The organism is Pseudomonas oryzihabitans (genome assembly GCF_032027545.1).
Classification (GTDB): Bacteria; Pseudomonadota; Gammaproteobacteria; order Pseudomonadales; family Pseudomonadaceae; genus Chryseomonas; species Chryseomonas oryzihabitans_F.
This window is the reverse complement of the sequence record NZ_JAVSJB010000006.1, coordinates 59226-81434: the sequence shown is the minus strand read 5'-3', so window position 1 is coordinate 81434 and position 22209 is coordinate 59226. Positions and strand designations below refer to the sequence as shown.

General features: G+C 67.4%; 24 protein-coding genes. 15 read left to right on the top strand and 9 right to left on the bottom strand.

What is annotated here, in order from left to right:
- Positions 1-27: 27 nt before the first annotated feature.
- The gene (gene arsC / locus RND78_RS11800) at positions 28-381 is read left to right on the top strand and encodes an arsenate reductase (glutaredoxin) (RefSeq protein ID WP_312728949.1); all 354 of its coding nucleotides are present in this window, start codon (positions 28-30) and stop codon (positions 379-381) included.
- A complete protein-coding gene (gene wrbA, locus RND78_RS11795; RefSeq protein WP_312728947.1) occupies positions 378-977 on the top strand; it encodes an NAD(P)H:quinone oxidoreductase in 600 nt (199 codons plus the stop codon). Before arsC ends, wrbA begins: the two co-directional genes overlap by 4 nt.
- Positions 978-992: 15 nt before the next feature.
- On the opposite strand, the gene hda is transcribed toward wrbA, so the two are convergent.
- Positions 993-1697, bottom strand: coding sequence for a DnaA regulatory inactivator Hda (hda, locus tag RND78_RS11790; RefSeq protein ID WP_312728946.1), 705 nt, complete (start codon positions 1695-1697; stop codon positions 993-995).
- A 97-nt stretch (positions 1698-1794) separates the two neighbouring features.
- Complete coding sequence (locus RND78_RS11785) at positions 1795-2874, bottom strand: DUF2066 domain-containing protein (protein ID WP_312728945.1); 1080 nt, start codon at positions 2872-2874, stop codon at positions 1795-1797.
- Between the two features lie 278 nt (positions 2875-3152).
- Between RND78_RS11785 and purM the strand changes: the two genes are divergently transcribed.
- Genes purM through RND78_RS11770 form a run of 3 tightly spaced genes read left to right on the top strand, consistent with a single transcriptional unit; the run spans position 3153 to position 5605 of the window.
- The gene (purM, locus tag RND78_RS11780; RefSeq protein ID WP_312728944.1) at positions 3153-4214 is read left to right on the top strand and encodes a phosphoribosylformylglycinamidine cyclo-ligase; all 1062 of its coding nucleotides are present in this window, start codon (positions 3153-3155) and stop codon (positions 4212-4214) included.
- Positions 4211-4876: a phosphoribosylglycinamide formyltransferase gene (gene purN / locus RND78_RS11775; RefSeq protein WP_312728943.1), complete on the top strand. Its 666-nt coding sequence runs from the start codon at positions 4211-4213 to the stop codon at positions 4874-4876. Before purM ends, purN begins: the two co-directional genes overlap by 4 nt.
- Positions 4877-4891: 15 nt before the next feature.
- Complete coding sequence (locus RND78_RS11770; protein ID WP_312728942.1) at positions 4892-5605, top strand: DUF3108 domain-containing protein; 714 nt, start codon at positions 4892-4894, stop codon at positions 5603-5605.
- 73 nt (positions 5606-5678) lie between these two features.
- On the opposite strand, the gene RND78_RS11765 is transcribed toward RND78_RS11770, so the two are convergent.
- Positions 5679-6164, bottom strand: coding sequence for a GNAT family N-acetyltransferase (locus tag RND78_RS11765; RefSeq protein WP_312728941.1), 486 nt, complete (start codon positions 6162-6164; stop codon positions 5679-5681).
- A gap of 216 nt (positions 6165-6380) precedes the next feature.
- Here RND78_RS11765 and RND78_RS11760 point away from each other — a divergent pair, with 216 nt between their 5' ends.
- Entirely contained in the window at positions 6381-6560 is a 180-nt protein-coding gene (locus RND78_RS11760; RefSeq protein WP_312728939.1) for a hypothetical protein, read from the top strand.
- Positions 6561-6792: 232 nt separating this feature from the next.
- On the opposite strand, the gene RND78_RS11755 is transcribed toward RND78_RS11760, so the two are convergent.
- From RND78_RS11755 to RND78_RS11745, 3 genes are read right to left on the bottom strand one after another with little or no spacing between them, the layout of a single operon-like run.
- Positions 6793-9018, bottom strand: a complete 2226-nt coding sequence (locus RND78_RS11755) for a xanthine dehydrogenase family protein molybdopterin-binding subunit (protein ID WP_312728938.1) — start codon at positions 9016-9018, stop codon at positions 6793-6795.
- A complete protein-coding gene (locus RND78_RS11750) occupies positions 9015-10001 on the bottom strand; it encodes a xanthine dehydrogenase family protein subunit M (protein WP_312728936.1) in 987 nt (328 codons plus the stop codon). The genes RND78_RS11755 and RND78_RS11750 overlap by 4 nt, the downstream gene beginning before the upstream one ends.
- Positions 9998-10528 carry a (2Fe-2S)-binding protein gene (locus RND78_RS11745; RefSeq protein ID WP_007159316.1) on the bottom strand — a complete coding sequence of 177 codons (531 nt, stop codon included), beginning with the start codon at positions 10526-10528 and terminating at the stop codon, positions 9998-10000. Before RND78_RS11745 ends, RND78_RS11750 begins: the two co-directional genes overlap by 4 nt.
- A 317-nt stretch (positions 10529-10845) precedes the next feature.
- On the opposite strand from RND78_RS11745, the gene paoA reads away from it, so the two are divergent.
- From paoA to RND78_RS11730, 3 genes are read left to right on the top strand one after another with little or no spacing between them, the layout of a single operon-like run.
- A complete protein-coding gene (gene paoA, locus RND78_RS11740) occupies positions 10846-11514 on the top strand; it encodes an aldehyde dehydrogenase iron-sulfur subunit PaoA (protein ID WP_312728933.1) in 669 nt (222 codons plus the stop codon).
- The gene (locus RND78_RS11735) at positions 11511-12491 is read left to right on the top strand and encodes a xanthine dehydrogenase family protein subunit M (protein WP_312728931.1); all 981 of its coding nucleotides are present in this window, start codon (positions 11511-11513) and stop codon (positions 12489-12491) included. Before paoA ends, RND78_RS11735 begins: the two co-directional genes overlap by 4 nt.
- A 10-nt stretch (positions 12492-12501) precedes the next feature.
- Positions 12502-14724, top strand: a complete 2223-nt coding sequence (locus RND78_RS11730; RefSeq protein ID WP_312728929.1) for a xanthine dehydrogenase family protein molybdopterin-binding subunit — start codon at positions 12502-12504, stop codon at positions 14722-14724.
- Between the two features lie 10 nt (positions 14725-14734).
- On the opposite strand, the gene RND78_RS11725 is transcribed toward RND78_RS11730, so the two are convergent.
- Positions 14735-16054 carry an SGNH/GDSL hydrolase family protein gene (locus tag RND78_RS11725; protein WP_312728927.1) on the bottom strand — a complete coding sequence of 440 codons (1320 nt, stop codon included), beginning with the start codon at positions 16052-16054 and terminating at the stop codon, positions 14735-14737.
- 79 nt (positions 16055-16133) lie between these two features.
- Here RND78_RS11725 and RND78_RS11720 point away from each other — a divergent pair, with 79 nt between their 5' ends.
- The gene (locus RND78_RS11720) at positions 16134-17066 is read left to right on the top strand and encodes a LysR family transcriptional regulator (RefSeq protein ID WP_312728926.1); all 933 of its coding nucleotides are present in this window, start codon (positions 16134-16136) and stop codon (positions 17064-17066) included.
- Here RND78_RS11720 and RND78_RS11715 read toward each other — a convergent pair.
- Both RND78_RS11715 and RND78_RS11710 read right to left on the bottom strand, forming a co-directional pair.
- Positions 17063-17956, bottom strand: coding sequence for a DMT family transporter (locus RND78_RS11715; protein WP_312728925.1), 894 nt, complete (start codon positions 17954-17956; stop codon positions 17063-17065). The two genes, RND78_RS11720 and RND78_RS11715, sit on opposite strands and share 4 nt — an antisense overlap.
- A gap of 22 nt (positions 17957-17978) precedes the next feature.
- Positions 17979-18881 (bottom strand): DMT family transporter, encoded by a 903-nt coding sequence (locus tag RND78_RS11710; RefSeq protein WP_312728924.1) that lies wholly within the window; start codon positions 18879-18881, stop codon positions 17979-17981.
- A gap of 317 nt (positions 18882-19198) precedes the next feature.
- On the opposite strand from RND78_RS11710, the gene RND78_RS11705 reads away from it, so the two are divergent.
- From RND78_RS11705 to RND78_RS11685, 5 genes are all read left to right on the top strand, one after another.
- Entirely contained in the window at positions 19199-20155 is a 957-nt protein-coding gene (locus tag RND78_RS11705; RefSeq protein ID WP_312728923.1) for a LysR substrate-binding domain-containing protein, read from the top strand.
- Between the two features lie 54 nt (positions 20156-20209).
- Entirely contained in the window at positions 20210-20590 is a 381-nt protein-coding gene (locus RND78_RS11700; protein WP_312728922.1) for a lysozyme inhibitor LprI family protein, read from the top strand.
- 70 nt (positions 20591-20660) lie between these two features.
- Entirely contained in the window at positions 20661-21317 is a 657-nt protein-coding gene (locus RND78_RS11695) for a DUF2726 domain-containing protein (RefSeq protein ID WP_312728921.1), read from the top strand.
- A 13-nt stretch (positions 21318-21330) separates the two neighbouring features.
- Positions 21331-21663, top strand: coding sequence for a hypothetical protein (locus RND78_RS11690; RefSeq protein WP_312728920.1), 333 nt, complete (start codon positions 21331-21333; stop codon positions 21661-21663).
- Positions 21664-21716: 53 nt separating this feature from the next.
- The gene (locus tag RND78_RS11685) at positions 21717-22190 is read left to right on the top strand and encodes a GNAT family N-acetyltransferase (protein WP_312728919.1); all 474 of its coding nucleotides are present in this window, start codon (positions 21717-21719) and stop codon (positions 22188-22190) included.
- Positions 22191-22209: the final 19 nt, after the last annotated feature.

The following is a 22209-nucleotide window of genomic DNA, read 5'->3' as shown; positions in this document are numbered from 1 at the left end:
GGCATCTTACCTTCTATGGATCAGCCCATGAGTGAAATCGTCCTCTATCACAATCCGCGCTGTTCGAAATCCCGCGCGGCCCTGGAGCTGCTGCAAAACCGCGAGCTAGCCGTGTCCGTCGTGCCCTACCTGGAGACTCCGCCAGACGCCGAGCAGCTGCGCGCGCTGCTCGCCAAGCTGGGCATCGACGCACGCCAACTGCTGCGCACCAGCGAGGACGCCTATCGCGAACTGAACCTGGCCGACCCGGCGCTGGACGACACCGCCCTGATCGCGGCCATGGTCGCCCAACCCCGCCTCATCGAGAGACCCATCGCCGTGCGAGGCGAACGTGCCGTCATCGGCCGCCCCCCCGAGCGTGTCCTGGAGATCCTGCAATGACTGCCGAAGCCTATGTCCTGGTCCTTTATTACAGCCGCCACGGCGCCACCGCCGAGATGGCCCGCCAGGTAGCACGCGGGGTGGAAATGGGTGGCATGACCGCCCGCCTGCGGACAGTGCCGGCGGTATCCGCCGAGTGCGCCGCCGTGGCGCCCGCGGTGCCCGAGCAGGGCGCCGTCTACGCGACCCTCGACGACCTGCGCGACTGCGCGGCGCTGGCCCTGGGCAGCCCGACGCGCTATGGCAACATGGCGGCGGCCATGAAGTATTTCCTCGACGGCACCAACAGCCTCTGGCTGACCGGCGCGCTGGTGGACAAGCCCGCGGGCGTCTTCACCTCCACCGCCAGCCTGCACGGTGGCCAGGAGAGCACCCTGCTGTCCATGGCGCTGCCGTTGCTGCACCACGGCATGCTCATCACCGGTCTGCCCTACAGCGAGAGCGCCTTGCTGGAAACCAAGGGGGGCGGCACGCCCTATGGGCCGAGCCATTTCGCCGGTGCCGATGGCAAGCGCGCGCTGGATGAGCAGGAAATCACCCTGTGCCGGGCCCTGGGCAAGCGCCTGGCCACCCTGGCGGCCAAGTTGCAGAAATAGCCGCAGAAGGCGCGGCTACCAGCCCATGATTTCCTTGACGAAGGGAATGGTGAGCTTGCGCCGCGCCTGCAGCGACGCCTGATCCAGCCGTTCGAGCATGTCGAACAGGGCGTCCATGCTGCGGGTGTTGCGCGAAAGGATGAAGCGCCCCACCTCGTCGGTCAGGTGCAAGCCGCGACGGGAGGCGCGCAGTTGCAGGGCACGCAGCTTGTCTTCGTCGGACAGCGGACGCAGCTGGAAGACCAGCGCCAGGGTCAGCCGCGACTTGAGGTCGGGGAGCTGCACCGGCAATTGTCGTGGCGCGGCGGTACTGGAAATGAGCAGGCGCTTGCCGGCATCGCGCAGGCGATTGAACAGGTGGAAGAGGGCCTCTTCCCAGCGGCGCTGACCCGCCAGGGCGTCGAGATCGTCCAGGCAGACCAGCTCGCACTGCTCGAGGTTGTCGAACAGTTCCACGCCATAGTCGGCCAGTTCGCCCATGGGCAGGTAGATGGCCCGCTCGCCCAGTTCTTCCAGGCGGTGACAGGCGGCCTGCATCAGGTGGCTACGTCCGGCGCCCGCGCCACCCCAGAGATAGATCAGGCTTTCCGTCCAGCCGGCATCGGCGTCGCACAGACGCTCGACATAGCCGAGCGCCGCGGCATTGGCGCCAGGGTAATAGTTGACGAAGGTGGCGTCGTCACGCAGACGAATGCCCAGGGGCAGCTGTAGAGGCATCATGCCGGCTGGAACGGCTCTTGGCAGTTACGCGAGGGCGCCAAGTCTAACCAAAACCCGGCCCCCTCGCAGCAGCCACTTCAGTCGCAGCCGCTCGCCTTCATGGCCAGCGGAAATACAGGGTCGTCCGTGCGGGCAGGGCAGTCGGGGCCGGCTGGGTCGCGGGCGCGCCCGGGGCGGCGTTGGCGTCTACCGGTGCGCCGGGGGTAGCCGGCGCAGCAGCGGCCGGTGCAGACGCGGGCTGCAGGCCCGCGAGGCCGAGTTGCGCCTGCAGTTGATCGGGGTTGGCGGTGAGGTCGTAGGTCAGCTGGGTACCCTCGACCTTCACCAGCCGACTCGACAGGGGTTCGAGCACCTTCTGCAGCTGGGCATAGCGCTCGAAGGTGGAGTTGTCGGCCACCAGGGTCAGCGGCTGGGTGGTGCCCGGGCGGGAGACGAATTTCTTCGACAGTCGCGAACCGACGTCCTGCAGGACGGCCGCCGCCAGGGCGTCCTGGTCGGCCGCCTGGCTGCTGCCCTGCTCGGCGGCGCCGCCGTTCCACAGGCGCCACTGAGCCTGCCAACCATTGCCCTGGGGCTTGGCATGCACGGCCAGCAAGGCGTTGGCGCCATAGCGCTCGGAGGCCTGGCGCAAGGCGGTGGGATCGTTGGCGTCGATGTTGGCGGCGGTGCCGGCCAGTTGCTCGGTCAGGTCAGCGATGGGCAGACGGATTGGCAAGCCGGCACGCTGGGCACCGCGCTGCACGCTGGCGCTGGCGGGCTGGCCGTCGCCCACCAGGGTCGCGCCGCCGTCGCTGTCGTTGAGCCACCAGATCATCACCACCGGGCGATTGGCGCCCCAGACGGACAAGCCGGCCTGGCCCAGCGCACGCTCGGCAGCGGCCGGATCGAAGTTGACCACCAGCACCTCCGGCGGACCGGCGTCATAGCCATACTGGGTGATCAGGGCTTCGGGCGCGGCCAAGGCGCTGGCCAGGCCAGGGTTCTGACCGGCCTGGGGATTGCCGGTCAACCGTGCGGCGAGGACCTGAAAGGCGCGCTTGAGCGCGGCATTACGCTCGTCCGGCTGTTGCGAGGTCACCGGCTCGCGAACCTGATAGAGGTTGTCCACCACCTCGGCGCGGGCCAGCGGACTCAGGACCAGCAGCGAGGCGAACAACGAAAGCACGAGACGGCGCATGGCGATTCCATAGAGAGGGCAAGGGGCATACCTTAAAAGCCGCCTGTCTCGCGGGCAAGGTGCCCGCGTGGATAGCGCGAAGTCGACCCGGCCGAGCAGGCGCTTGGCAAGCAGCCCAGTTGTGACCACGCCACGGTGGCCGGGTGCCATCCCATCCCATCCCGGACCGGAGGCCACGGCTGGCCGCGTGCTTTGGCACGGCTTCTGGTAAAATCGCCCGCCTCATCGCCGGCTGGCGCCAGCCGGCTCGTTTCGCCATTCGCTAAAGGCCAGGATTCATGAGCAAACAACCCCAGCTGAGCTACAAGGACGCCGGTGTAGACATCGACGCCGGTGAGGCTCTGGTAGAACGCATCAAGGGCGTCGCCAAGCGCACCGCCCGCCCGGAAGTCATGGGCGGCCTGGGGGGCTTCGGTGCCCTGTGCGAGATCCCGGCCGGCTATCGCCAGCCGGTCCTGGTCTCCGGCACCGATGGCGTCGGCACCAAGCTGCGCCTGGCCATGAACCTGGCCAAGCACGACAGCATCGGCATCGACCTGGTGGCCATGTGCGTCAATGACCTGGTGGTCTGCGGTGCCGAACCGCTGTTCTTCCTCGACTACTATGCCACTGGCAAGCTCAACGTCGACGTCGCCGCCCAGGTGGTGACCGGCATCGGCACCGGTTGCGAACAGGCCGGCTGCTCCCTGGTAGGTGGCGAGACCGCCGAGATGCCCGGCATGTACGAAGGCGAAGACTACGACCTGGCCGGCTTCTGCGTCGGCGTGGTGGAGAAGTCCGAGATCATCGACGGTTCCAAGGTGGCCACCGGCGACGCCCTGATCGCCCTGCCCTCCTCCGGCCCGCACTCCAATGGCTATTCGCTGATCCGCAAGATCATCGAGGTGGCCGGCGCTGACATCGAGAACATCCAGCTCGACGGCCAGCCACTGACCGACCTGCTGATGGCGCCCACCCGCATCTACGTGAAGCCCCTGCTCAAGCTGATCAAGGACACCGGTGCGGTCAAGGCCATGGCCCACATCACCGGCGGTGGTCTGCTGGACAACATCCCGCGCGTACTGCCCGAGGGTGCCCAGGCGGTGCTGGACGTGGCCAGCTGGCAGCGTCCGGTGGTATTCGACTGGCTGCAGCAGCAGGGCAACGTCGACGAGACCGAGATGCACCGCGTGCTGAACTGCGGCGTGGGCATGGTCATCTGCGTAGCCCAGGACCAGGTCGAAGGCGCCCTGAGCGTACTGCGCGCCGAGGGTGAGCAGCCCTGGGTGATCGGCCGTATCGACAAGGCCGCCGCCGGTGCCGACCAGGTCGTGCTGAACAATCTGAAACAGCACGGATGAGTTCTGCCGACTGTGCCGTGGTGGTGCTCATCTCCGGCCACGGCAGCAACCTGCAAGCCCTGATCGACGCCGCGAGGCCGCCTGTGCGGATCGCGGCGGTGATCGCCAACCGCGCCGAGGCCTATGGCCTGGAGCGGGCCCGCCAGGCCGGGATCGCCACGGCGGTGATCGATCACCGCGAGCATGACGACCGCGAGAGTTTCGATGCGGCCCTGGCGGCCGCCATCGATGCCCAGGGCGCCGATCTGGTGGTACTGGCCGGTTTCATGCGCATCCTCACGCCGACCTTCGTGCGGCGCTACCAAGGTCGCCTGCTCAATATCCATCCTTCGTTGCTGCCGCTGTACAAGGGCCTGCACACCCATCAACGTGCACTCGAAGCCGGGGATGCCTGGCATGGTTGCAGCGTGCACTTTGTCACCGAGGAGCTGGATGGCGGACCGGTCGCCCTGCAGTCCCGGGTGCCGGTACGGATCGACGATACGCCGGAAAGCCTGGCGACACGGGTACACGCCGCCGAGCACCTCCTTTATCCTGTGGCTGTGCGGCTCTATGCCGAAGGTCGTCTACGGCTGGGCACCGCGGGTGCCGAGTTCGACGGCCAGGCCGTGCCGCCGACCGGGGCCAACCTGCCTGAACTGGCCAAGGCCTCCCTTTCCTGAACCAAGGAGAACTCGATGCGACGTCTGTTGTTCCTACTGGCCGCCTTCTGCAGTGCGTCGGCTTTCGCCTTCGATCTGCAACCCTTCACGGCCAGCTACACCGCCGACTGGAAGCAGATGCCGGTCAGCGGCTCTGCCGAACGCTCGCTGCAGAAAGAGGCCGATGGCCGCTGGGAGCTGAAGTTCGAAGCCTCCATGCTGGTGGCGGGACTCAACGAGTCCAGCACCTTTCGCCACGAGGGCGAGGCCTTCCTGCCGGATACCTACCAATACAAGCGCAGTGGCCTGGGCAAGAGCCGCGAGAGCGAGCTGACCTTCGACTGGGCCGGCAAGAAGGTCACCGGCAAGGACAAGGACGACGCGGTCAGCCTGCCCCTGGATCGTGGTCTGCTGGATAAGTCGACCTACCAGCTCAAGCTGCAGCAGGACGTGGCCGACGGCAAGAAGAGCATGAGCTACCAGATCGTCGATGGCGACAGCATCGACACCTATGACTTCCGGGTCATCGGCCCCGAGCGCATCCGCACCCCGCTGGGCCTGTTCGATGCCATCAAGGTCGAGCGTGTGCGCGATCCCACCAAGAGCAGTCGCAAGACCGAACTGTGGTTCGCCAAGGACTGGGACTATCTGCTGGTGCGTCTCTACCAGCAGGAGAGCGACGGCAAGGAATACCAGACCAGCCTCAAGGAAGGCACGGTCAATGGGCGCACGGTGAAGGGCGCCAACTGATCCGGGTCTTGACCGCTGACGCCCTCTTCGGAGGGCGTTTTTCTTTCCGGCGTGGTACCGCCCGGATCGTTCTTCAGGCGATGTCGCGGGCGTCCCGTTCGAGGGGACGACGCTTCTCGTAGCGGACATCGGTGCCTTCCAACTGGGCTACCTGCTGCCAGCCCCGCGCCCGGTAGAAGGCATTGGCCCCAACCGAGGGGGCACCATCGGTGACCAACCAGATCAGGGCATGGCGGCGAAACAGGACCGTCTCGGCGGCGGCCAGCAGCCGGCTACCGATGCCCTGGCCCTGGCAAGCGGGTCGGACGAACAGGGCGAAGACCTCCCCGGCCGCCAGATCCACCATGCTGAAGCCCACCACCTCCCCGCTCCGTTCCAGCACCCAGGCGCAGGGTTCGGTGGCAAGGGCCGTGGCGATAGCGTCGGGGGTGATGCCCAGGTCGGCAAGCTGCTCCTGGGTCAAGGCGTTGTCCGCCACCGCGGTGCGGATGGCGAAGAGAGCATCCACGTCGGCCAGGGTAGCGAGACGCAGGAGGCCTCTGGGTGGCTGAACGGTCACGGGTTGGAACTCGAAGGTGAAGGAAATCGGAGGCGTGGAGCCGGTTTCGCCACTGGCGATGAGGTATGGCTATCCTCCACGACCGCAGAAACTGCGGCGGATTGTCGCAGAAGTTGTAACGGCTTGTTGCTGAGACGTGCCTTGGTCCCCAAGCGGAACGCTCTAGTATGGGGACCAAGCCCAGCCGTAGCGCGGGCTCGATCAAGGAGATACAGCATGACCATTACCGTAACTGAACGTGACGAAGACCATATGTCCCGCGAAGCCCGTGGCTTGGGCCTGCATCTCTGGGACGTGAAGCAAGAAGGTGAACTGGTCGGCGTCTACCAGAGCGAGGCCGCTGCCCTCGAATACAAGGAGCAGATCGAGCACGAAGGCGCGCCGCACGCCGAGTGAGTCGACTGGTTTCTTGATTGACTGCCTGAAAAAGGCCCGTCTCTTGGAGGTGGGCCTTTTTCGTTTCAGGGTGGGGTAAGGACGACAAGCCCAAGGCCCTTTGTTCAGCACTGCACCGATCTACCCTCACCCCAGCCCTCTCCCAGAGGGAGAGGGCGTGGTCTGGTGCAGGTGGGTGTTGCTTGGGTTTGGCCGAGAAGGCTCCATTACCGAAGCCCCAAGGCCTACCTTTCTAGTGCAGCAGCTCGTCGGCGAAGACCTTGTCCAGGGTGATGGGCAGGTCGCGAACCCGCTTGCCGGTGGCGTGGAAGATGGCATTGGCGATGGCCGCGGCCACCCCGACGATGCCGATCTCGCCAATGCCCTTGGCGCCCAGCGGATTGACGATCTCGTCGTGCTCCTCGACGAAGATCACCTCCAATTGCTGGATGTCGGCCTGCACCGGGAAGTGATACTCCGCCAGGCTGTGGTTCATCCAGCGCCCCTCGGTGGTATCCATCATCCCCTCTTCCTGCAGACCCATGCCGATGCCCCAGACGATACCGCCGGCCACCTGGTTCTCCCCGGTCTTGAGGTTGAGGATGCGGCCGGCGGCCACCGCGGTGACCACGCGACTGACCCGGACGGTGCCGAAGTCCTCGTCCACCTTGACCTCGACGAACACCGCCGAATGGGTACCGGTGGCGTAGTCGTCACGGCCCTCGGCGGGCTCGGCACTGGCCAGGGTTTCCATGGACGGCGAACCCGAGGCCTTGAGAATGGCGGTGAAATCGACGCACTGGGCCGGATCGGTCTTGAGGCTGATGCCGCCATCGGCGAAGACCACCTGGTCCAGTTCGGCCTTGGCCAGCGGCGAGTCGTCCATTTCCTTGGCGGCATCCAGCAGCTGCTGGCGCAGCTGGTCGCAGGCCAGCTTCACCGCCGTCCCCACCGAAGACACGGTGAAGGAGCCGCCTTCCAGTGGCGCCTTGGGCAGGGTGGAGTCGCCCAGCTTGAAGGTGACCTTGTCCAGCGGCAGGCCGAGGTTCTCGGCGGCGATCTGGGTCATTACCGTATAGGTGCCGGTACCAATGTCCGACGTGGCACTGGCCACCACCAGGCTGCCGTCGATATTCATCACCGCCTTGGCCGTGGCCGGTTGCTGCATCGCCTCCCAGACACCGGTGGCCATGCCCCAGCCCACCAGCTGGTTGCCGTCACGCATGGAACGCGGCGCCATGCTGCGTTGTTGCCAGCCGAAGCGCTCGGCGGCCTGGCGATAGCAGGCCAGCAGTTCCTTGCTGGAATAGGGCTTGCCCTTGGCCGGATCGACGTCGGTGAAGTTGCGGATGCGCAACTCCAGCGGATCGATGTCGGCGGCATAGGCCAGCTCGTCCAGGGCGCTTTCCAATGCATAGACGCCCAGTACGGCCCCCGGCGCGCGCATGTCCAGCGGGGTATAGACGTCCAGTGCCGCCAACTGGTAGGCCAGCTTGACGTTGGGGCAGGCGTAGAGCGAGGCGGACCAGACCAGCACCATCTCGGTGAAGTCTTCGAAGCGCGAGGTGATGCCCAGGGCGCTGTGGTCGATGGCCTGCAGCTTGCCGTCCGTATCACAGGCCAGCTTGACCTGCTGGTAGGTCTCGGGCCGGTAGCCGAAGGTGAACATCTGCTGGCGGGTCAGGGTTACCCGCACCGAACGCTTGAGCTGCAGCGCCGCCATGGTCGCCAGCACCAATTGGTACTGGGGGCGCAGACCGGAGCCGAAGGCGCCGCCGACAAAGGGTGAGATGACCTTCACGTCGCCCTCGCTCAAGCCGAAGATATTGCTGACGAATTGGGCGCTGTTCTGCACGCCCTGGGTCTTGTCGTGCACCGTCAGCTTGCCGTCCTTGTGGTAGATGACGGTAGAGGCATGCATCTCCATGGGATTGTGGAATTCCGCGGCGGAGTGGAACTCGGCTTCGATGCGGGTGGGCGCAGCAGCCCAGGCCGCCGCGGCGTCGCCGCGATTCTCCGGCAATTCCATCGGCGCTTCATGGGCCTGGTCGCGCGCTTGGGCCAGATCGGTAGCGTGCTCCTCCTCGCTGTACTGGGCACGGATCAGCGCGGCGGCGTGGCGCGCAGCTTCGAAGGTCTCGGCCACTACCAGGGCGATGGGCTGGCCGCTGTAGAGGATGCGATCGTTGTACAGCGGCCGGAAGGGCTTGCCATCGGCCGCGTCCATGTCGGTGTAGCTTTCATCGTAGCTGGCCATCTTGGGTCGATTGAGATGGCTGAGCACCTCGATCACCCCCGGCTGGGCCAGGGCCTCGCGGACGTCCAGGTCGAGCAGACGACCCTTGGCGATGGTGGCGTTCACCACGAAACCGAAAGCCAGATCCGGCACGCTGAATTCGCCGGCATAGAGCGCCTGGCCGGTGACCTTGAGCGGACCGTCGACACGGGGAACGGCTTTTTGCAGATGGACGACGGTCATTGCAGGGTACCTCCGGCGGCTTCGGTGAGGGCACGCACGATGGCGCGCCGGGCCAGTTCGATCTTGAAGGCGTTGTGGGCGAAGCCCTGGGCGCCTTGCAGCAGACGGTCGGCCAACTGGCCGAAGCTGGCCTTGTCCGCCACCTGGCCGACCAGGGACTGTTCGGCTTCGGGCAGGCGCCAGGGCTTATGGGCCACGCCGCCCAAGGCGACGCGAACCTGCTTGATCCGGTCGCCGTCCAGTTCCAGCGCGGCTGCCACCGAGACCAGGGCGAAGGCATAGGAGGCCCGGTCGCGGATCTTCAGGTAGGCACTATGGGCGGCCAGATTGTCGGCCGGCAGGGTCACGGCGGTGATGAGTTCGTCGGCGGCGAGGTTGGTATCGCGCTCGGGGGTGTCGCCCGGCAGGCGATGGAAGTCGGCGAAATCGATGACGCGATCCCCCTGGGGTCCGCTCACCTCGACCCGCGCCGTCAAGGCGGCCAAGGCTACGCACATGTCCGAGGGATGGGTAGCGATGCACTGCTCGCTGTGGCCGAGGATGGCGTGAATACGATTCTGCCCCTCGCGGGCGCCGCAGCCGGAGCCGGGCTCGCGCTTGTTGCAGGGCGTGCCCACGTCATAGAAGTAGTAGCAGCGGGTGCGCTGCAGCAGGTTGCCGCCGGTGGAGGCCATGTTGCGCAACTGGGGCGAGGCCCCGGCGAGGATGGCCTTGGCCAGCAGCGGATAACGACGCTGCACCTCGGGGTGATAGGCCACCTCGGCATTCTTGACCAGGGCTCCAATGCGCAGGCCGCCTTCGGCGGTGGTCTCCACCTCACGCAGGGGCAGGCCGTTGACGTCGATCAGCTGCTCGGGGCGCTCGACGTTTTCCTTCATCAGGTCCAGCAGGTTGGTACCGCCGGCGATGAAATGGGTCTGGGGACCGTGCTGGCGGATGGCGTCGGGCACGGCGTTGGGCTTGGCGTAACCGAAGCGGTTCATTCGCGGCCCTCCCCTTGCTGGCAATCCGGACGCGCCCGCTCGATGGCGGCACGGATGTTGCGGTAGGCCCCACAACGGCAGAGGTTGCCGCTCATCTGCTCGGCCACCTCGGCTTCGCTGTGGGCGTGACCTTCCTTGAGCATGCCAATGGCCGAACAGATCTGTCCGGGTGTGCAGTAGCCGCACTGGAAGGCATCTTCGGCGACGAAGGCCGCCTGCATGGGGTGCAACTGGTCACCCTGGGCCAGGCCTTCGATGGTGGTGACCTCGGCGCCGTCCTGCATCACCGCCAGGGCCAGGCAACTATTGATACGGGTGCCATTGACCAGCACGGTGCAGGCACCGCACTGACCATGGTCGCAGCCCTTCTTGGTGCCGGTCAGGTCGAGGTGATCGCGCAATAGGTCCAGCAAGGTGGTCCAGGGCTCCACGGCCAGTTGCAGTTGCTTGCCGTTGAGGGTCAGGGCGATGGTATGGGACTCGGGTTCGGCCAGCGGCTGGAGCTGGCGCGCGGGGGTGGCGTTCATGGCGGACCTCACGGTTAAAGCCGCGGGGTGCAGGTTGCCCCCGTGGTCGGAATAGGCGGTGGCAGCGAAGGGCCACCTCAGGTAAGGGACAGACGCCGACAGGAACCGGTTCAGCACCCCTGCCCAGCGGTATTCAACGTTACGTTGAGTGCCGCTCAGTGAAGCGGTGAAAGCCCCGCGTTAGAGCCGTTGCGCGGAGAGTGGACATATCCAGCAAAGGGCCCTGGTCCGTTAGCGCAAGGGGCGCCTGAACCCCGGCCGTAGCAGGACAGTCATCAGAACTCCCGTGATGTGCCCCTAACGATGAGAATCCGACCATGGCTTCCGACTCCGATGCACGCTGGCGCCTGTCGCGGCGGCAGTTCCTCGGCACCTCCGCGGTGCTGGTGGCGACCAGCGCCATTCCCGGCTACGCCTTCGCCCAGGCCAGCGGTGGCGCGCCCCTGACGCCCCAGGCCATCGCCGCCCGCTTGCCGCAGCTGTTGCCCTTGACCCTGCAGATCAATGGCGAGGCACGCCGGTTCCGGGTCGATAGCCGCACCACCCTGCTCGATGCGCTGCGCGAGAATCTGCACCTGACCGGCACCAAGAAGGGCTGTGACCATGGCCAGTGCGGCGCCTGCACGGTGCTGGTGAACGGCCAACGCATCAACAGTTGCCTGAGCCTGGCGGCCATGCACGAAGGCGACGCCATCACCACCATCGAGGGACTGGGCCAGGCCGAGCGCCTGCATCCCATGCAGGCGGCCTTCCTGGCCAAGGACGGCTTCCAGTGCGGCTATTGCACGCCCGGGCAGATCTGCTCGGCGGTGGCCTTGCTGGAAGAGGTCAAGGCCGGCATGCCCAGCCATGTCTCGGCGCGCCTCGACGGGCCGATGCGCCTGAGCGAGGAAGAGATCCGTGAACGCATGAGCGGCAACCTCTGCCGCTGCAGTGCCTATCCCAACATTGTCGCGGCCATCCAGATGGCGGGGGGCCAGGCATGAGGGTCTTCGACTATCAACGCATGCAGAACGAAGCCGACGCCAGCCGCCAGGGGGCCCAGGCCGGCAGCCGTTTCATCGCCGGGGGTACCAATCTGCTGGACCTGATGAAGCTGGAGATCGAGACGCCCAGCCAGGTGCTGGACATCAATCGCCTGGCGCTGGATCGCATCAGTCCTACCGCGGACGGCGGCCTGCGTATCGGTACCCTGGTGCGTAACGCCACCCTGGCCGCCGATGCCCGGGTCCGCGAGCGTTATCCGGTGCTGTCCCGTGCGCTGCTGGCCGGTGCCTCGGCGCAGTTGCGTAACAAGGCCACCACTGGTGGCAATCTCTTGCAGCGCACCCGCTGCTCCTACTTCTACAACACCGCCATGCCCTGCAATAAACGTCAGCCCGGCAGTGGTTGCGCGGCCCTGGGCGGCTTCAACCGGATGAACGCCGTCATCGGCACCAGCGACCAGTGCATCGCCGTGCATCCGTCCGACATGGCGGTGGCCATGCGGGTCCTCGATGCCACGGTGGAAACCCGCGAGCCCGATGGCCGCACCCGACGCATCCCTATCGCCGACTTCCATCGCCTGCCCGGCGATACCCCGCAGATAGAAACGGTGCTGCAACCCGGCGAACTCATCACCGCGGTGACCTTGCCGCCGCCGCCGCCGGGCATCCAGGTCTATCGCAAGGTGCGTGACCGTGCCTCCTACGCCTTCGCCCTGGTGTCCATGGCGGCCATCGTCGAGCTGGACGGCAGCCACATCCGCAGCGGTCGCGCGGCCTTCGGTGGCCTGGCGCACAAGCCCTGGCGGGTGGCGGCAGCCGACCGGGCCTTTGCCGGCCAGCCCCTGGACAGCGATCTGGCGGCCGTGGGCGATGCCCTGCTCGCCGGAGCCCGTGGCCATGGCCACAACGATTTCAAACTCGAGCTGACCCGTCGCATCCTGCGCGCCGGGGTGGCCGACGCTCGCCAACAGGCCTGAGGACAGCAGCATGGAAATGAATGAACCCGCTGGCCGCAACCTGATCGACGAGAATCGCGGCGGTCTGATCGGCAAGCCCATCGACCGCGTCGACGGCCTGCTCAAGGTCACCGGCCAGGCGCCCTACAGCTTCGAATTCCGCAACGACCGCGTCGCCTACGGCTTCATCGTCGGCGCCACCATCGCCAAGGGCCGCATCCGCCGCCTGGACACCTCCGCCGCGGAGAGCGCGCCGGGCGTGCTCAGTGTGCTGACCTATCGCAATGCGCCGCGCCAGGCCGCCCGCGAGCCGGACAACAGCGGCCGTTTCACCCGGCCCAAGCCCTACCTGGACAGCGACCAGGTGCGTTACTTCGGCGAGCCGGTGGCCTTCGTGGTCGCCGAGAGTTTCGAAGAGGCCCGCCTGGCGGCGGCCCTGGTGGAGATCGACTACGCCGCCGAACCGGGCGTCTTCGACCTGGCGGCCAACCTCGGCCAGGCGGTGAAGCCGCCGGATGCCGATCAGCCCACCGACACCGCCTCGGGCGACGTCGACGCCGCCTTTGACCGCGCGCCGGTCAAGCTCGACGAGCGCTACACCACGCCCTACCACATCCATGCGCAGATGGAGCCCCACGCCAGCCTGGCGCAGTGGGACGGCGACCGGGTGACCATCTATTGTTCCACCCAATTCGTCGAGCAGGCACAGAGTTGCGTGGCCAATACCCTGCAACTGCCGAAGGACAACGTCCGCATCGTGGCGCGCTACATTGGCGGCGGCTTCGGCGGCAAGCTGCCGATCTATGCCGACGCCCTCATCGGCGCCATGGCCGCCCGGGCCGTCGGCCGCCCGGTCAAGGTCACCCTCACCCGCCAGCAGATGTTCCAGATCACCGACCACCGCTCTGCCACGGTGCAGCGCATCCGCCTGGGTGCCGACAACAACGGGCGGCTGCTGGCCATGGCCCACGAAGGCTGGTCCCACTCTGCCCGCGGCCTTACCTACTACGAGCCCACCGGGCTCTCGTCGCGCACCCTCTATGCCGGCGGCGACCGCCTGGTGGCGCACCGCATGGTCGAGTTGGACCTGCCCGAGTCCGGCTCCTGCCGGGCGCCCGGCGAAGCCGTGGGGATGCTCGCCAGCGAAAGCGCCATGGACGAACTGGCGGTCATGCTCGCGCTCGATCCCATCGAGCTGCGCATCCGCAACGAACCCAGCCAGGACCCGGAAAAGCACATCCCCTTCTCCTCCCGCAAGCTGGTGGAGTGCATGCAGGACGGCGCCCGCCGCTTCGGCTGGACCAAACGCAATGCCACGCCCGGTCAGGTGCGCGACGGCGACTGGCTGATCGGCATGGGCATGGCCGCGGCCAGTCGCGCCAACATGCTCAGGCCGTCCCAGGCCGGGGTACGCCTGGAGGCCGATGGCACGGCCACGGTGAAGACCTCGATGACCGATATCGGCACCGGGACCTACACCATCCTGGCGCAGATCGCCGGCGAGTCGCTCGGCTTGCCGGTGGAACGGGTCAAGGTGCTGCTGGGCGACAGCGACGACCCGGCCGGGGCCGGCTCCGGCGGGTCCTTTGGCGCCGCCAGTTCCGGCTCCTCGGTCTATGTCGCCTGCGAGAATCTGCGCCTGAAGGCGGCGCAAGCGGCGGGCCTCGATCCGGCCAGCGCCCGCTTCGTCGGTGGCCGGCTGCTCGCCGACAACGGCAGTCGCGACCTCGCCGAACTGGCGCACGAGCACGATCTCCAGGCCATCGGCGAGATCAAGCCGGGGCAGACGCTCAAGGACTATTCGCAGCAGGGCTACGGGGCCTTCTTCGCGGAGGTGGGGGTGCATGCCCTCACCGGCGAGATCCGCCTGAGGCGCATGCTCGGGGTCTTCGCCGCCGGGCGCATCCTCAACGAGAAGACTGCCCATTCGCAGATGCTCGGCGGGATGATCTGGGGCGTCGGCAGTGCCCTGCACGAAGACGGAGTGATCGACACCCGCCACGGCCACTTCGTCAATCACGACCTGGCCGACTACCACTACCCCAGCCATCTGGACATCCCCGCCATCGAGGCCTACTTCCTGCCGGAGCTGGACGACAAGGCCAATCCGCTGAAGATCAAAGGCGTCGGCGAACTGGGAATCTGCGGCGCCGGGGCGTCGCTCACCAACGCAGTCTACAACGCCTGTGGGGTGCGCATTCGTGACTATCCGCTGACGGTGGACAAGGTGCTGGCGGGGCTGAAGACGGCCTGATGCCGGGCGGTCAGGGCTGCGGTCCGCTCTCGACCTCAGGCAGCAAGGCCGCCAGGTCCACCGCCGCGGCCAGGGCGCGATTGCCGGCGTCGCCTGGGTGCAGATGGTCACCGGAGTCGTAGTCGGGCGCGAGCCGCGTCGGTTGGCGAGGATCGCGCAGCGCGGCGTCGGCATCCAGCAGCGCATCGAAGGCGCCGGCCGTGCGGATCCAGGCATTGAGGCGCTGGCGCAGCTCTTCCTTGGCGGGCTGGTAGTAGTCGGCCAGCGGTGTATCCGGCAGCGCGCCGGCGAAGGGTGTCAGGGTCGCACCCATGACCCGGAGACCCCGGGCATGAGCGCGCTGGACCAGCTGTCGATAGCCGGCAATGAGTTCCTCCAGGGTCGGTCGCGAAGCCGTACGGGCGAAGGCGGTCCCCGGCCAGGCGATGTCGTTGATGCCCAGCAGCACGATGACGCTGGCCACCCCGGGCTGTGCCAGGACGTCACGGTCCAGGCGGTCCAGCGCCTTGACGCCCATGCCGTCGTTCAGCAGCCGTGCCCCGGAGATACCGGCATTGACCACCGCCACGCCCTGGGGAGCGAGGCGCTCGGCGAGGACGTCTGGCCAGCGTTGGTCTCGATCCAGGCTGGCCGTCGCCCCATCGGTGATGGAGTCGCCGATGACCACGACACTGCGCCGAGGCGTGGCCGTCGCTACCTGGACACCCGCCAGCAGCGGCCGGGCGGTGGTCTCGAGCGCCTGGCCGCCAGTGGCCAGGCGGAGGGTGCGGGTTTGGTCGCCCGGTACGATCCAGCCGGTCTGCCGACCATCCCAGTGGAAGGTGGTCATGGGCGTAGGCCGTGGCAGGTAGAAGCTGACGACGACCTGGGCCAAGTCCGCGACTGGCAGGGAGACGGGATCGCTGAGCAACTCGCCACCCGCAGGAATGACCGAGGTGGGCTGGCCGCTGAAGGTCACCGTCTTGAGACTGTCCGCCGCGATACTGCCTGCCGTCGCCGTCGCCGTCGGCAGCGCCAGGGTCACCGGCCCGAGGGTGACGGGCTGCCGGCCATAGGCATTGGAAAACAGCAGCCGCACCCGGTCGCCGCCGAGGCTCAGCCGCGCGACTTGGCGTACCGTCTGGTCGTGCAGGCCGGACGGCAGCTGGGTGGGAAACAGGAAATCATCCCCCCAGACCGGCTGGGGACTGGCCTGCCAAGTCGCCACCCAGTGGGTAGGACGCACGGCTTCGCCGGCTCGGGCAGCCTCGCCAGCCAACAGACCCAACGCCAGGGTGCACAGCAGCGAGCCGGCTTTCGCCAGGCGCGGGGAAACGGGAGGAACGGCCATCGTCAGGCTCCGGGGTGGGAAAGCCCTATCCTGCCGTTGACCATCAAAGGCGAATAGACTGCCTCCTGGAATAGCATTGATGAACCAGATTCACAGGAGCACGCGGATGAGTGTCAATCGCTTCGGCGAGCTGGAGGTCTTCGTGCGGGTAGTCGAGACCGGTGGCTTCTCCAGTGCCGCCCGGGCCAGTGGCCTGACGCCCTCCGCGGTCAGCAAACTGGTCACCCGGCTCGAGCAGCGCCTGGGCACCCGCCTGCTCAATCGCTCCACCCGCCAGTTGCGCCTCACCGCCGAGGGCTGTGCCTTCTACGAGCGCGGCGTTCGTCTGCTTGCTGACCTGGAAGAAGCCGAGCGCTGTGGTAGCGCGGGTAGCGCGCCGCGCGGACGCTTGCGCATCAACGCCAATGTTCCCTTCGGCCACCATGTGCTCTTGCCCCTGCTGCCCGACTTCATCGCCCGCTATCCCGAGGTGACCCTGGACCTGGTACTCACCGACGAGGTGGTCGACCTGCTGGAGCAGCGCACCGACGTGGCCATCCGCGCCGGACGGCTGAAGGATTCCCAACTGGTCGCGCGGCGCCTCGGGGCGACTCCCATGCTGATCGTCGGTGCCCCCCGCTATCTGGCACGCCAGGGCACGCCGACCACGCCCGACGAATTGCGCGGGCATAACCGGCTGGGCGCGAATTACGCACGGGCGCAGCCCGGTTGGCCGCTGCGCCAGGGCGCCGAGCTCCTGACCCTGCCGCTCTCGGGCACGGTCCAGGCCAGTGACGGCGAGGCCTTGCGGCATCTGGCGCTGGCCGGCGTCGGCCTGGCGCGCCTGGCGGCCTTCCAGGTCGCCGACGATCTCGCCGCGGGTCGCTTGCAGGCGGTGCTGCAGGACTGCAATCCCGGCGACCGCGAGGAGATCCACGCCGTCTACCTGGGCCAGGGCGGCGCCATGCCCCAACGGATACGGGTGTTTCTCGATTTCCTCGCCGAGCGAGTGGTGCTGGCTGAACCCAGCTAGCCCACCTTTCGTCCGGTACGAGTCGCCAGCAGCACCCCACCGATGGCGATCGCCATGGCGACCCAGGCCAGCGGGGGCAGGGTCTCGCCCAGCAGCAACCAGGCGGTCAGGGCCGCGCCCGGTGGGACGCAAAAGAACAGCGCACTGACCCGCGCCGCCTCGCCGGCGCGGATCATCCACACCAGCAGGCTGATGGCCAAGAGCGAATTGGCCAGGACCAGGTAGGCCAGGGCGCCGATGAAGGCCGGCGCCCAGTGCACCGGGGTGTGCTCGAACAGCAGCGCTACCGGCGCGCAGCAGACCAGGCCGACGCTGTATTGCACCAGGTTGTTGGTCACCGGATGCTGGGCCACGCCCAGGCGTTTCTCGTAGAGCACCGCACTGGTCATGCCCAGCAGCGCGCCCACCGCCAGCAAGATGCCCAGGCCGGACTCCACGGCGACGCTGGCCCGCGCCAGGATCACCCCGATGGCACCGAGCAGCCCCAGGGCCAGGCCCAGCCACTGCAGCGGCGCCACCCGCTCGCCCACCAGCAGCGGCGCGCCCAGGGCCACCAGGATCGGCTGCAACGAGGCGACCATGGCCACCACGTTGGCCGAGGCGCCCAGCACCAGCGCCCCGTAGCTCATGCCGAAATAGACGCCCTGGATCAGGAACCCCACCACGGCGAGATTCGCCCATTCCCGCCGCGTGCGCGGCAGCGGCGGTCGCAGGATCAGGAAGGCCACCAGCAGCACGCTGAAGGCCAGCGCATAGCGCATCGTCAACAGGGTGAAGGGTGGCGCGTAGGCCAGGCCCACCTTGGAGACGGCGAAACCGGCGGACCAGAGGGCGAGGAACACCAGGGGGATGAGACGCAACAGCCACGGATTCAGCGGGGTGGACGACATCGGGTTCTCGAAGCCAGGCGAATCAGCAGGACGCCACTCGCGAGCGGGAAGGATAGCTGACGATCAGCAAACCGCTGAGCACCAAGGCCGCACCGGCGAGAAATCCCGGTCCCGGTGTTTCGTTCAGCAACCAGACGCCCATCAGCACGCCGAACAGTGGCGTCATCAGGGTCAGCACACCCAGGGGTGCGGCGCGATAGCGGCTGAGCAGCACGAACCAGCCCAGCAGGCTGATGCCGGCGACGATGAATACCTGGAACGCCAGACTCGACCAGGCCAGGGAATCCAGCGCGGCCAGCTCCAGCCGCTTGCCGAGCGGCAGGGCCAGCGCCAGCAGCACCACGCCAGTCACCCCGAGCTGATAGAACAGGGTGCGCAGCGGCGGCGCCTCGGCCAGGGCGCTGCGGCGGATCAGCACCGTGGTGGCGCCCCAGCAGGCGCCGCCGAGCAGGCCGATGAGATCACCCTGCCAACTTGCCCCGTCACTCGGCTTGCCGATGAGGAAAGCACAGACCACGCCACTTCCCGCCAGCGCGATGCCCAGCCACTGGCGTGGCGACAACCGCTCGCCCGGCACCAGCCAGTGCAGGCCGCAGGCGGCGAATAGCGGGGCGGTATAGATGAACACCACCATGTGCGCGGCGCTGGTGTACTTCAGGCCTACCGCCATGCAGAGGAATTCCAGAGCGAACAGCGAGCCGGCGAGCAGCCCGGGAATCAGCGTCTGGTCCCGGCCCAGGCAGCGGATGCCACGCCAGCGCGCCAGCCCATAGAGCAAACCGGCCGCCAGCAGCGAGCGCCAGCCGATCTGCAGCAGCGGGTCCACCTGCTCGGCGATGGCCTTGATCGCCGTCTGCTGAAGTCCCCAGACCAGGCAGAGCGCCAACATGACCAGCACCGCCGTGGCATCCAGCTCCTTGCGCATGATCGTCTTTCCGCGAAAAAGTGAGCCTGCATGGTGACGGTGGCTGAATAGGTCGGACAAACGATGTTTAATGGGCGTCAGGCTCAGGAAAACTAAGGCTTGCCTGAAAAGTCGCCGAGCGAAGATCAGGCAAGGCGCAACGACCAAGGGGAGTAACAGCCAAAGGCTGGCCCGAAGGGTGAGCGCGAGCGAATCAAATCGGCGAGGAAGCGGAGTTTACGAGTGGTAGATGAGCATTCCGAGCGGGCTGGCGATCCAGCCGGTTTTTAACGCAGCATGACCGAGCGCAGGCACTTTTCAGACAAGCCGAGGCTGCCGTGACGACCGCCCTTCCCCTCAACGCCCTGCGCGCTTTCGCCGCGGCAGCCCGGCATCAGCACTTCGCCAAGGCCGCGGACGAACTGCACGTCACCGCCGGCGCCATCAGCCGGCAGATCCGCCTGCTGGAAGAGGAGCTGGGGCAGACCCTGTTCGAGCGGCTGCCGCAGGGGGTGCGCCTTACCGTGCAGGGTCGCGCCCTGGCCGCCGAGATCGCGCCCCATCTCGACGGGTTGAGCCGCGCCGTCGCCCGGGCGCGGCTCAAGAGCAGCGTCCTGACCGTCAGTGCGCCGCCCACCTTTGGCCAGGAATGGCTGCTGCCACGCCTGGAAGACTTCCAGCGGCAGCACCCCGACATCGAGGTCTTTCTCGACGCCTCGTCCGCCATCGTGCCGCTCGGCACTGAGGGCGGCGCCCAGGCGGCAATCCGCTATGGCCGGGGTGACTGGCAGGATGGCGAGACCCGGCTGCTGCTGCGCGAATGGATCTTCCCGGTCTGCAGCCCGACCCTGATCCCGGCGCCCCTGGCGGAGCCCGCGGCCTTGCTGGACTATCCGCTGCTGCATGCCGAATGGCCCGGCGGCTGGCGCGCGGGTCGCCCCAGCAGTCGCTTCAACGCCTGGCAGGACTGGTTCGCCAGCCAGGACGTCAGCCTTGGCGACAGCCTGCGCGGACCACGCTATTCGCTCAGCGGCATGGCCCTGCAACAGGCGGCGGCGGGCAAGGGGGTCGCCCTAGGCGGCTGCGTGCTGGCCCAGCGCCTGCTGGCCAGTGGCGCCCTGGTCCGCCCGCTGCCGGATCAATTCAATCAGCTCTCGCCCCAGGCCTATTTCCTGGTGTTGCCCAAGGGGCCGGTGGAAGCGCCGGTCCAGCGCTGGATCGCCTGGCTGCTGGAGCAGGTCCGCCACTTTCGCGACACCCACGGCCAGCGGCAGGAGACCGATGGTGCCTGGTGAGAACCTGGCAATTAGGTCAGTCTAGGCGGACTGCCATCGACCCAGCCTTCCTGCATGATCGCCGCTCGCCGCTTCTGCCTGCTCCTCGTCCTCCTGCTCGCGACCTCGGTGCACGCCGCGGAAACGCCACCGGCCGACTGTGATCGCCAGGGCGATGAGCGCCAACTGGCCGCCTGCGCCGCCCAGGATCTGGCGGCGGCCGAGACCCGGCTGGGCGACGTCTACCAGCGGTTGCTGGCAGCCACCACCCCGGCCCAGCGCCCCAATCTCGAACGCCTGCAACGCCTCTGGCAAGACGACCGGGCGCCGCGCTGCACCACCGCCACCCGGGGTTTCAGCGGCGCCATGCAGCAGCTGCAGTATCTGAGCTGTCTGAAGTCCATGACCCTGCTGCGCCTGGACGACCTGCAGCGCCAGGCACCGCGTCACGACTGACCCTTCGTCGTCGTCGCTGCCGCCTCGCGCCAGAACTCACTATCATGGCGCCCCGCTGTTGGAGTTCACGATGTACGAGCGTTACCTGCCCCTGCTGGTCCTGGCCGGACTGCTGCTGTTGGGGGCATCCTGGTGGTGGCAGCGTCGTCGCCAAGCCGCCTTTCCCTATCGCCAGGTCGAAGCCCTGTTCACCCCCGCCGAACAAGCCTTCCTCAGCGTGCTCGACGAAGCCGTGGGTGACGACTACCGGGTGTTCGGCAAGGTACGCATCGCCGATGTGGTCCAGACCCTGCCCTTACGCGACCGGCGGCGCTATCTCATCGCCCAGAACCGGATCAACGCCAAGCACTTCGACTTCGCCATCTGCCGCCGCGACGACCTCGCCGTGCACGCCGTGGTGGAACTCAACGACCGCTCCCACTTGCAACGTCACCGGCAGCAGCGTGATCGCTTCGTGCGGTCGGTGTGCGAAGCGGCCCAGTTGCGCCTGGTGGAGATCCCGGCCGCGGCGCGCTATTCCGCCGGCGCCGTGCGCGAAGCCGTGTTCGGCGGTCGTCGCCCACGCCAGCGCGCGGTCGAAGCCAGCCAAGCCCTGGCACCGGAATGCCCGGACTGCCAGGCACCCATGGTGCGGCGGCGTGCCCGCAGCGGCCGCCATCAGGGCCGGGAATTCTGGGCCTGCTCGAATTACCCGGACTGCCGCGCCCTGCTCGACATAGACGACTGACCCGAGGACTGCCATGCGCTACCCCATCACTCCGGACGGTCGCTACTTCGTGGTCAGGGGCCGGCTCTGGCGCTGTACCGATCCGCACCTGACGGAGGAACGCCGCGAGACCCTGACCCGCGAATTGATGGATGCCCGCCGCCAGGTCGGCAGCGCCAAGCGCCAGGACGACGAGGCAGCCCTGCGCAATGCCCGCGCCGCGGTGGACGAGGCCAAGCGCGCCCTGGGCGAACGCGGTCCGGTCTGGTGGACGGATGGCGCACCCGACTACAACCGGCACCTGGCCAAGAACACGCCCTACGCCGACTGGTATCGCCAGCTCGACGCGGACGCCAAGGCTTCCTGACCTGCGTGCCTGGGCGTAAGGTGGACAGTTAATTCCCGTTGCGAGCATCGCTCTTGCGTATCCGCCCTGCCGTCGTCACCGATCTCGCCGCCCTCTGCAGGCTGGCCGAACAACTCGCCGAGCACCACCACGAACAGGCGCCGGAAACCTTCGCCGCCCCCTCCGGGGGCTGGCGCGACCAGGATTACTGGGCGGCGCAGCTGGAACCCGACGACGGCGTGCTGTTCGTCGCCGAGCAGCGCAGCGAACTGGTGGGCTTCGTCACCGCGCGGCTGTCCGATACCCGCTCGATTTCCTTCCTGCAGCCGCTGATCCTTTGTCGGATCGGCACTCTGGTGGTGGCAGCCAGCCATAGACGCCACGGCGTGGGCGCCCGGCTGCTGGCCCAGGTGGAAGCCTGGGCCAGGAACAACGACGTCGACGAATTGCGCCTGGAAGTCATGGAGTTCAACCAGGACGCCCAGGCCTTCTATGCCCGCCAGGATTTCCAGGGCCAGTCGCGGATATTGGCCAAGCCGTTGCGGTAGCCGGAGGTGATCGCGGCCA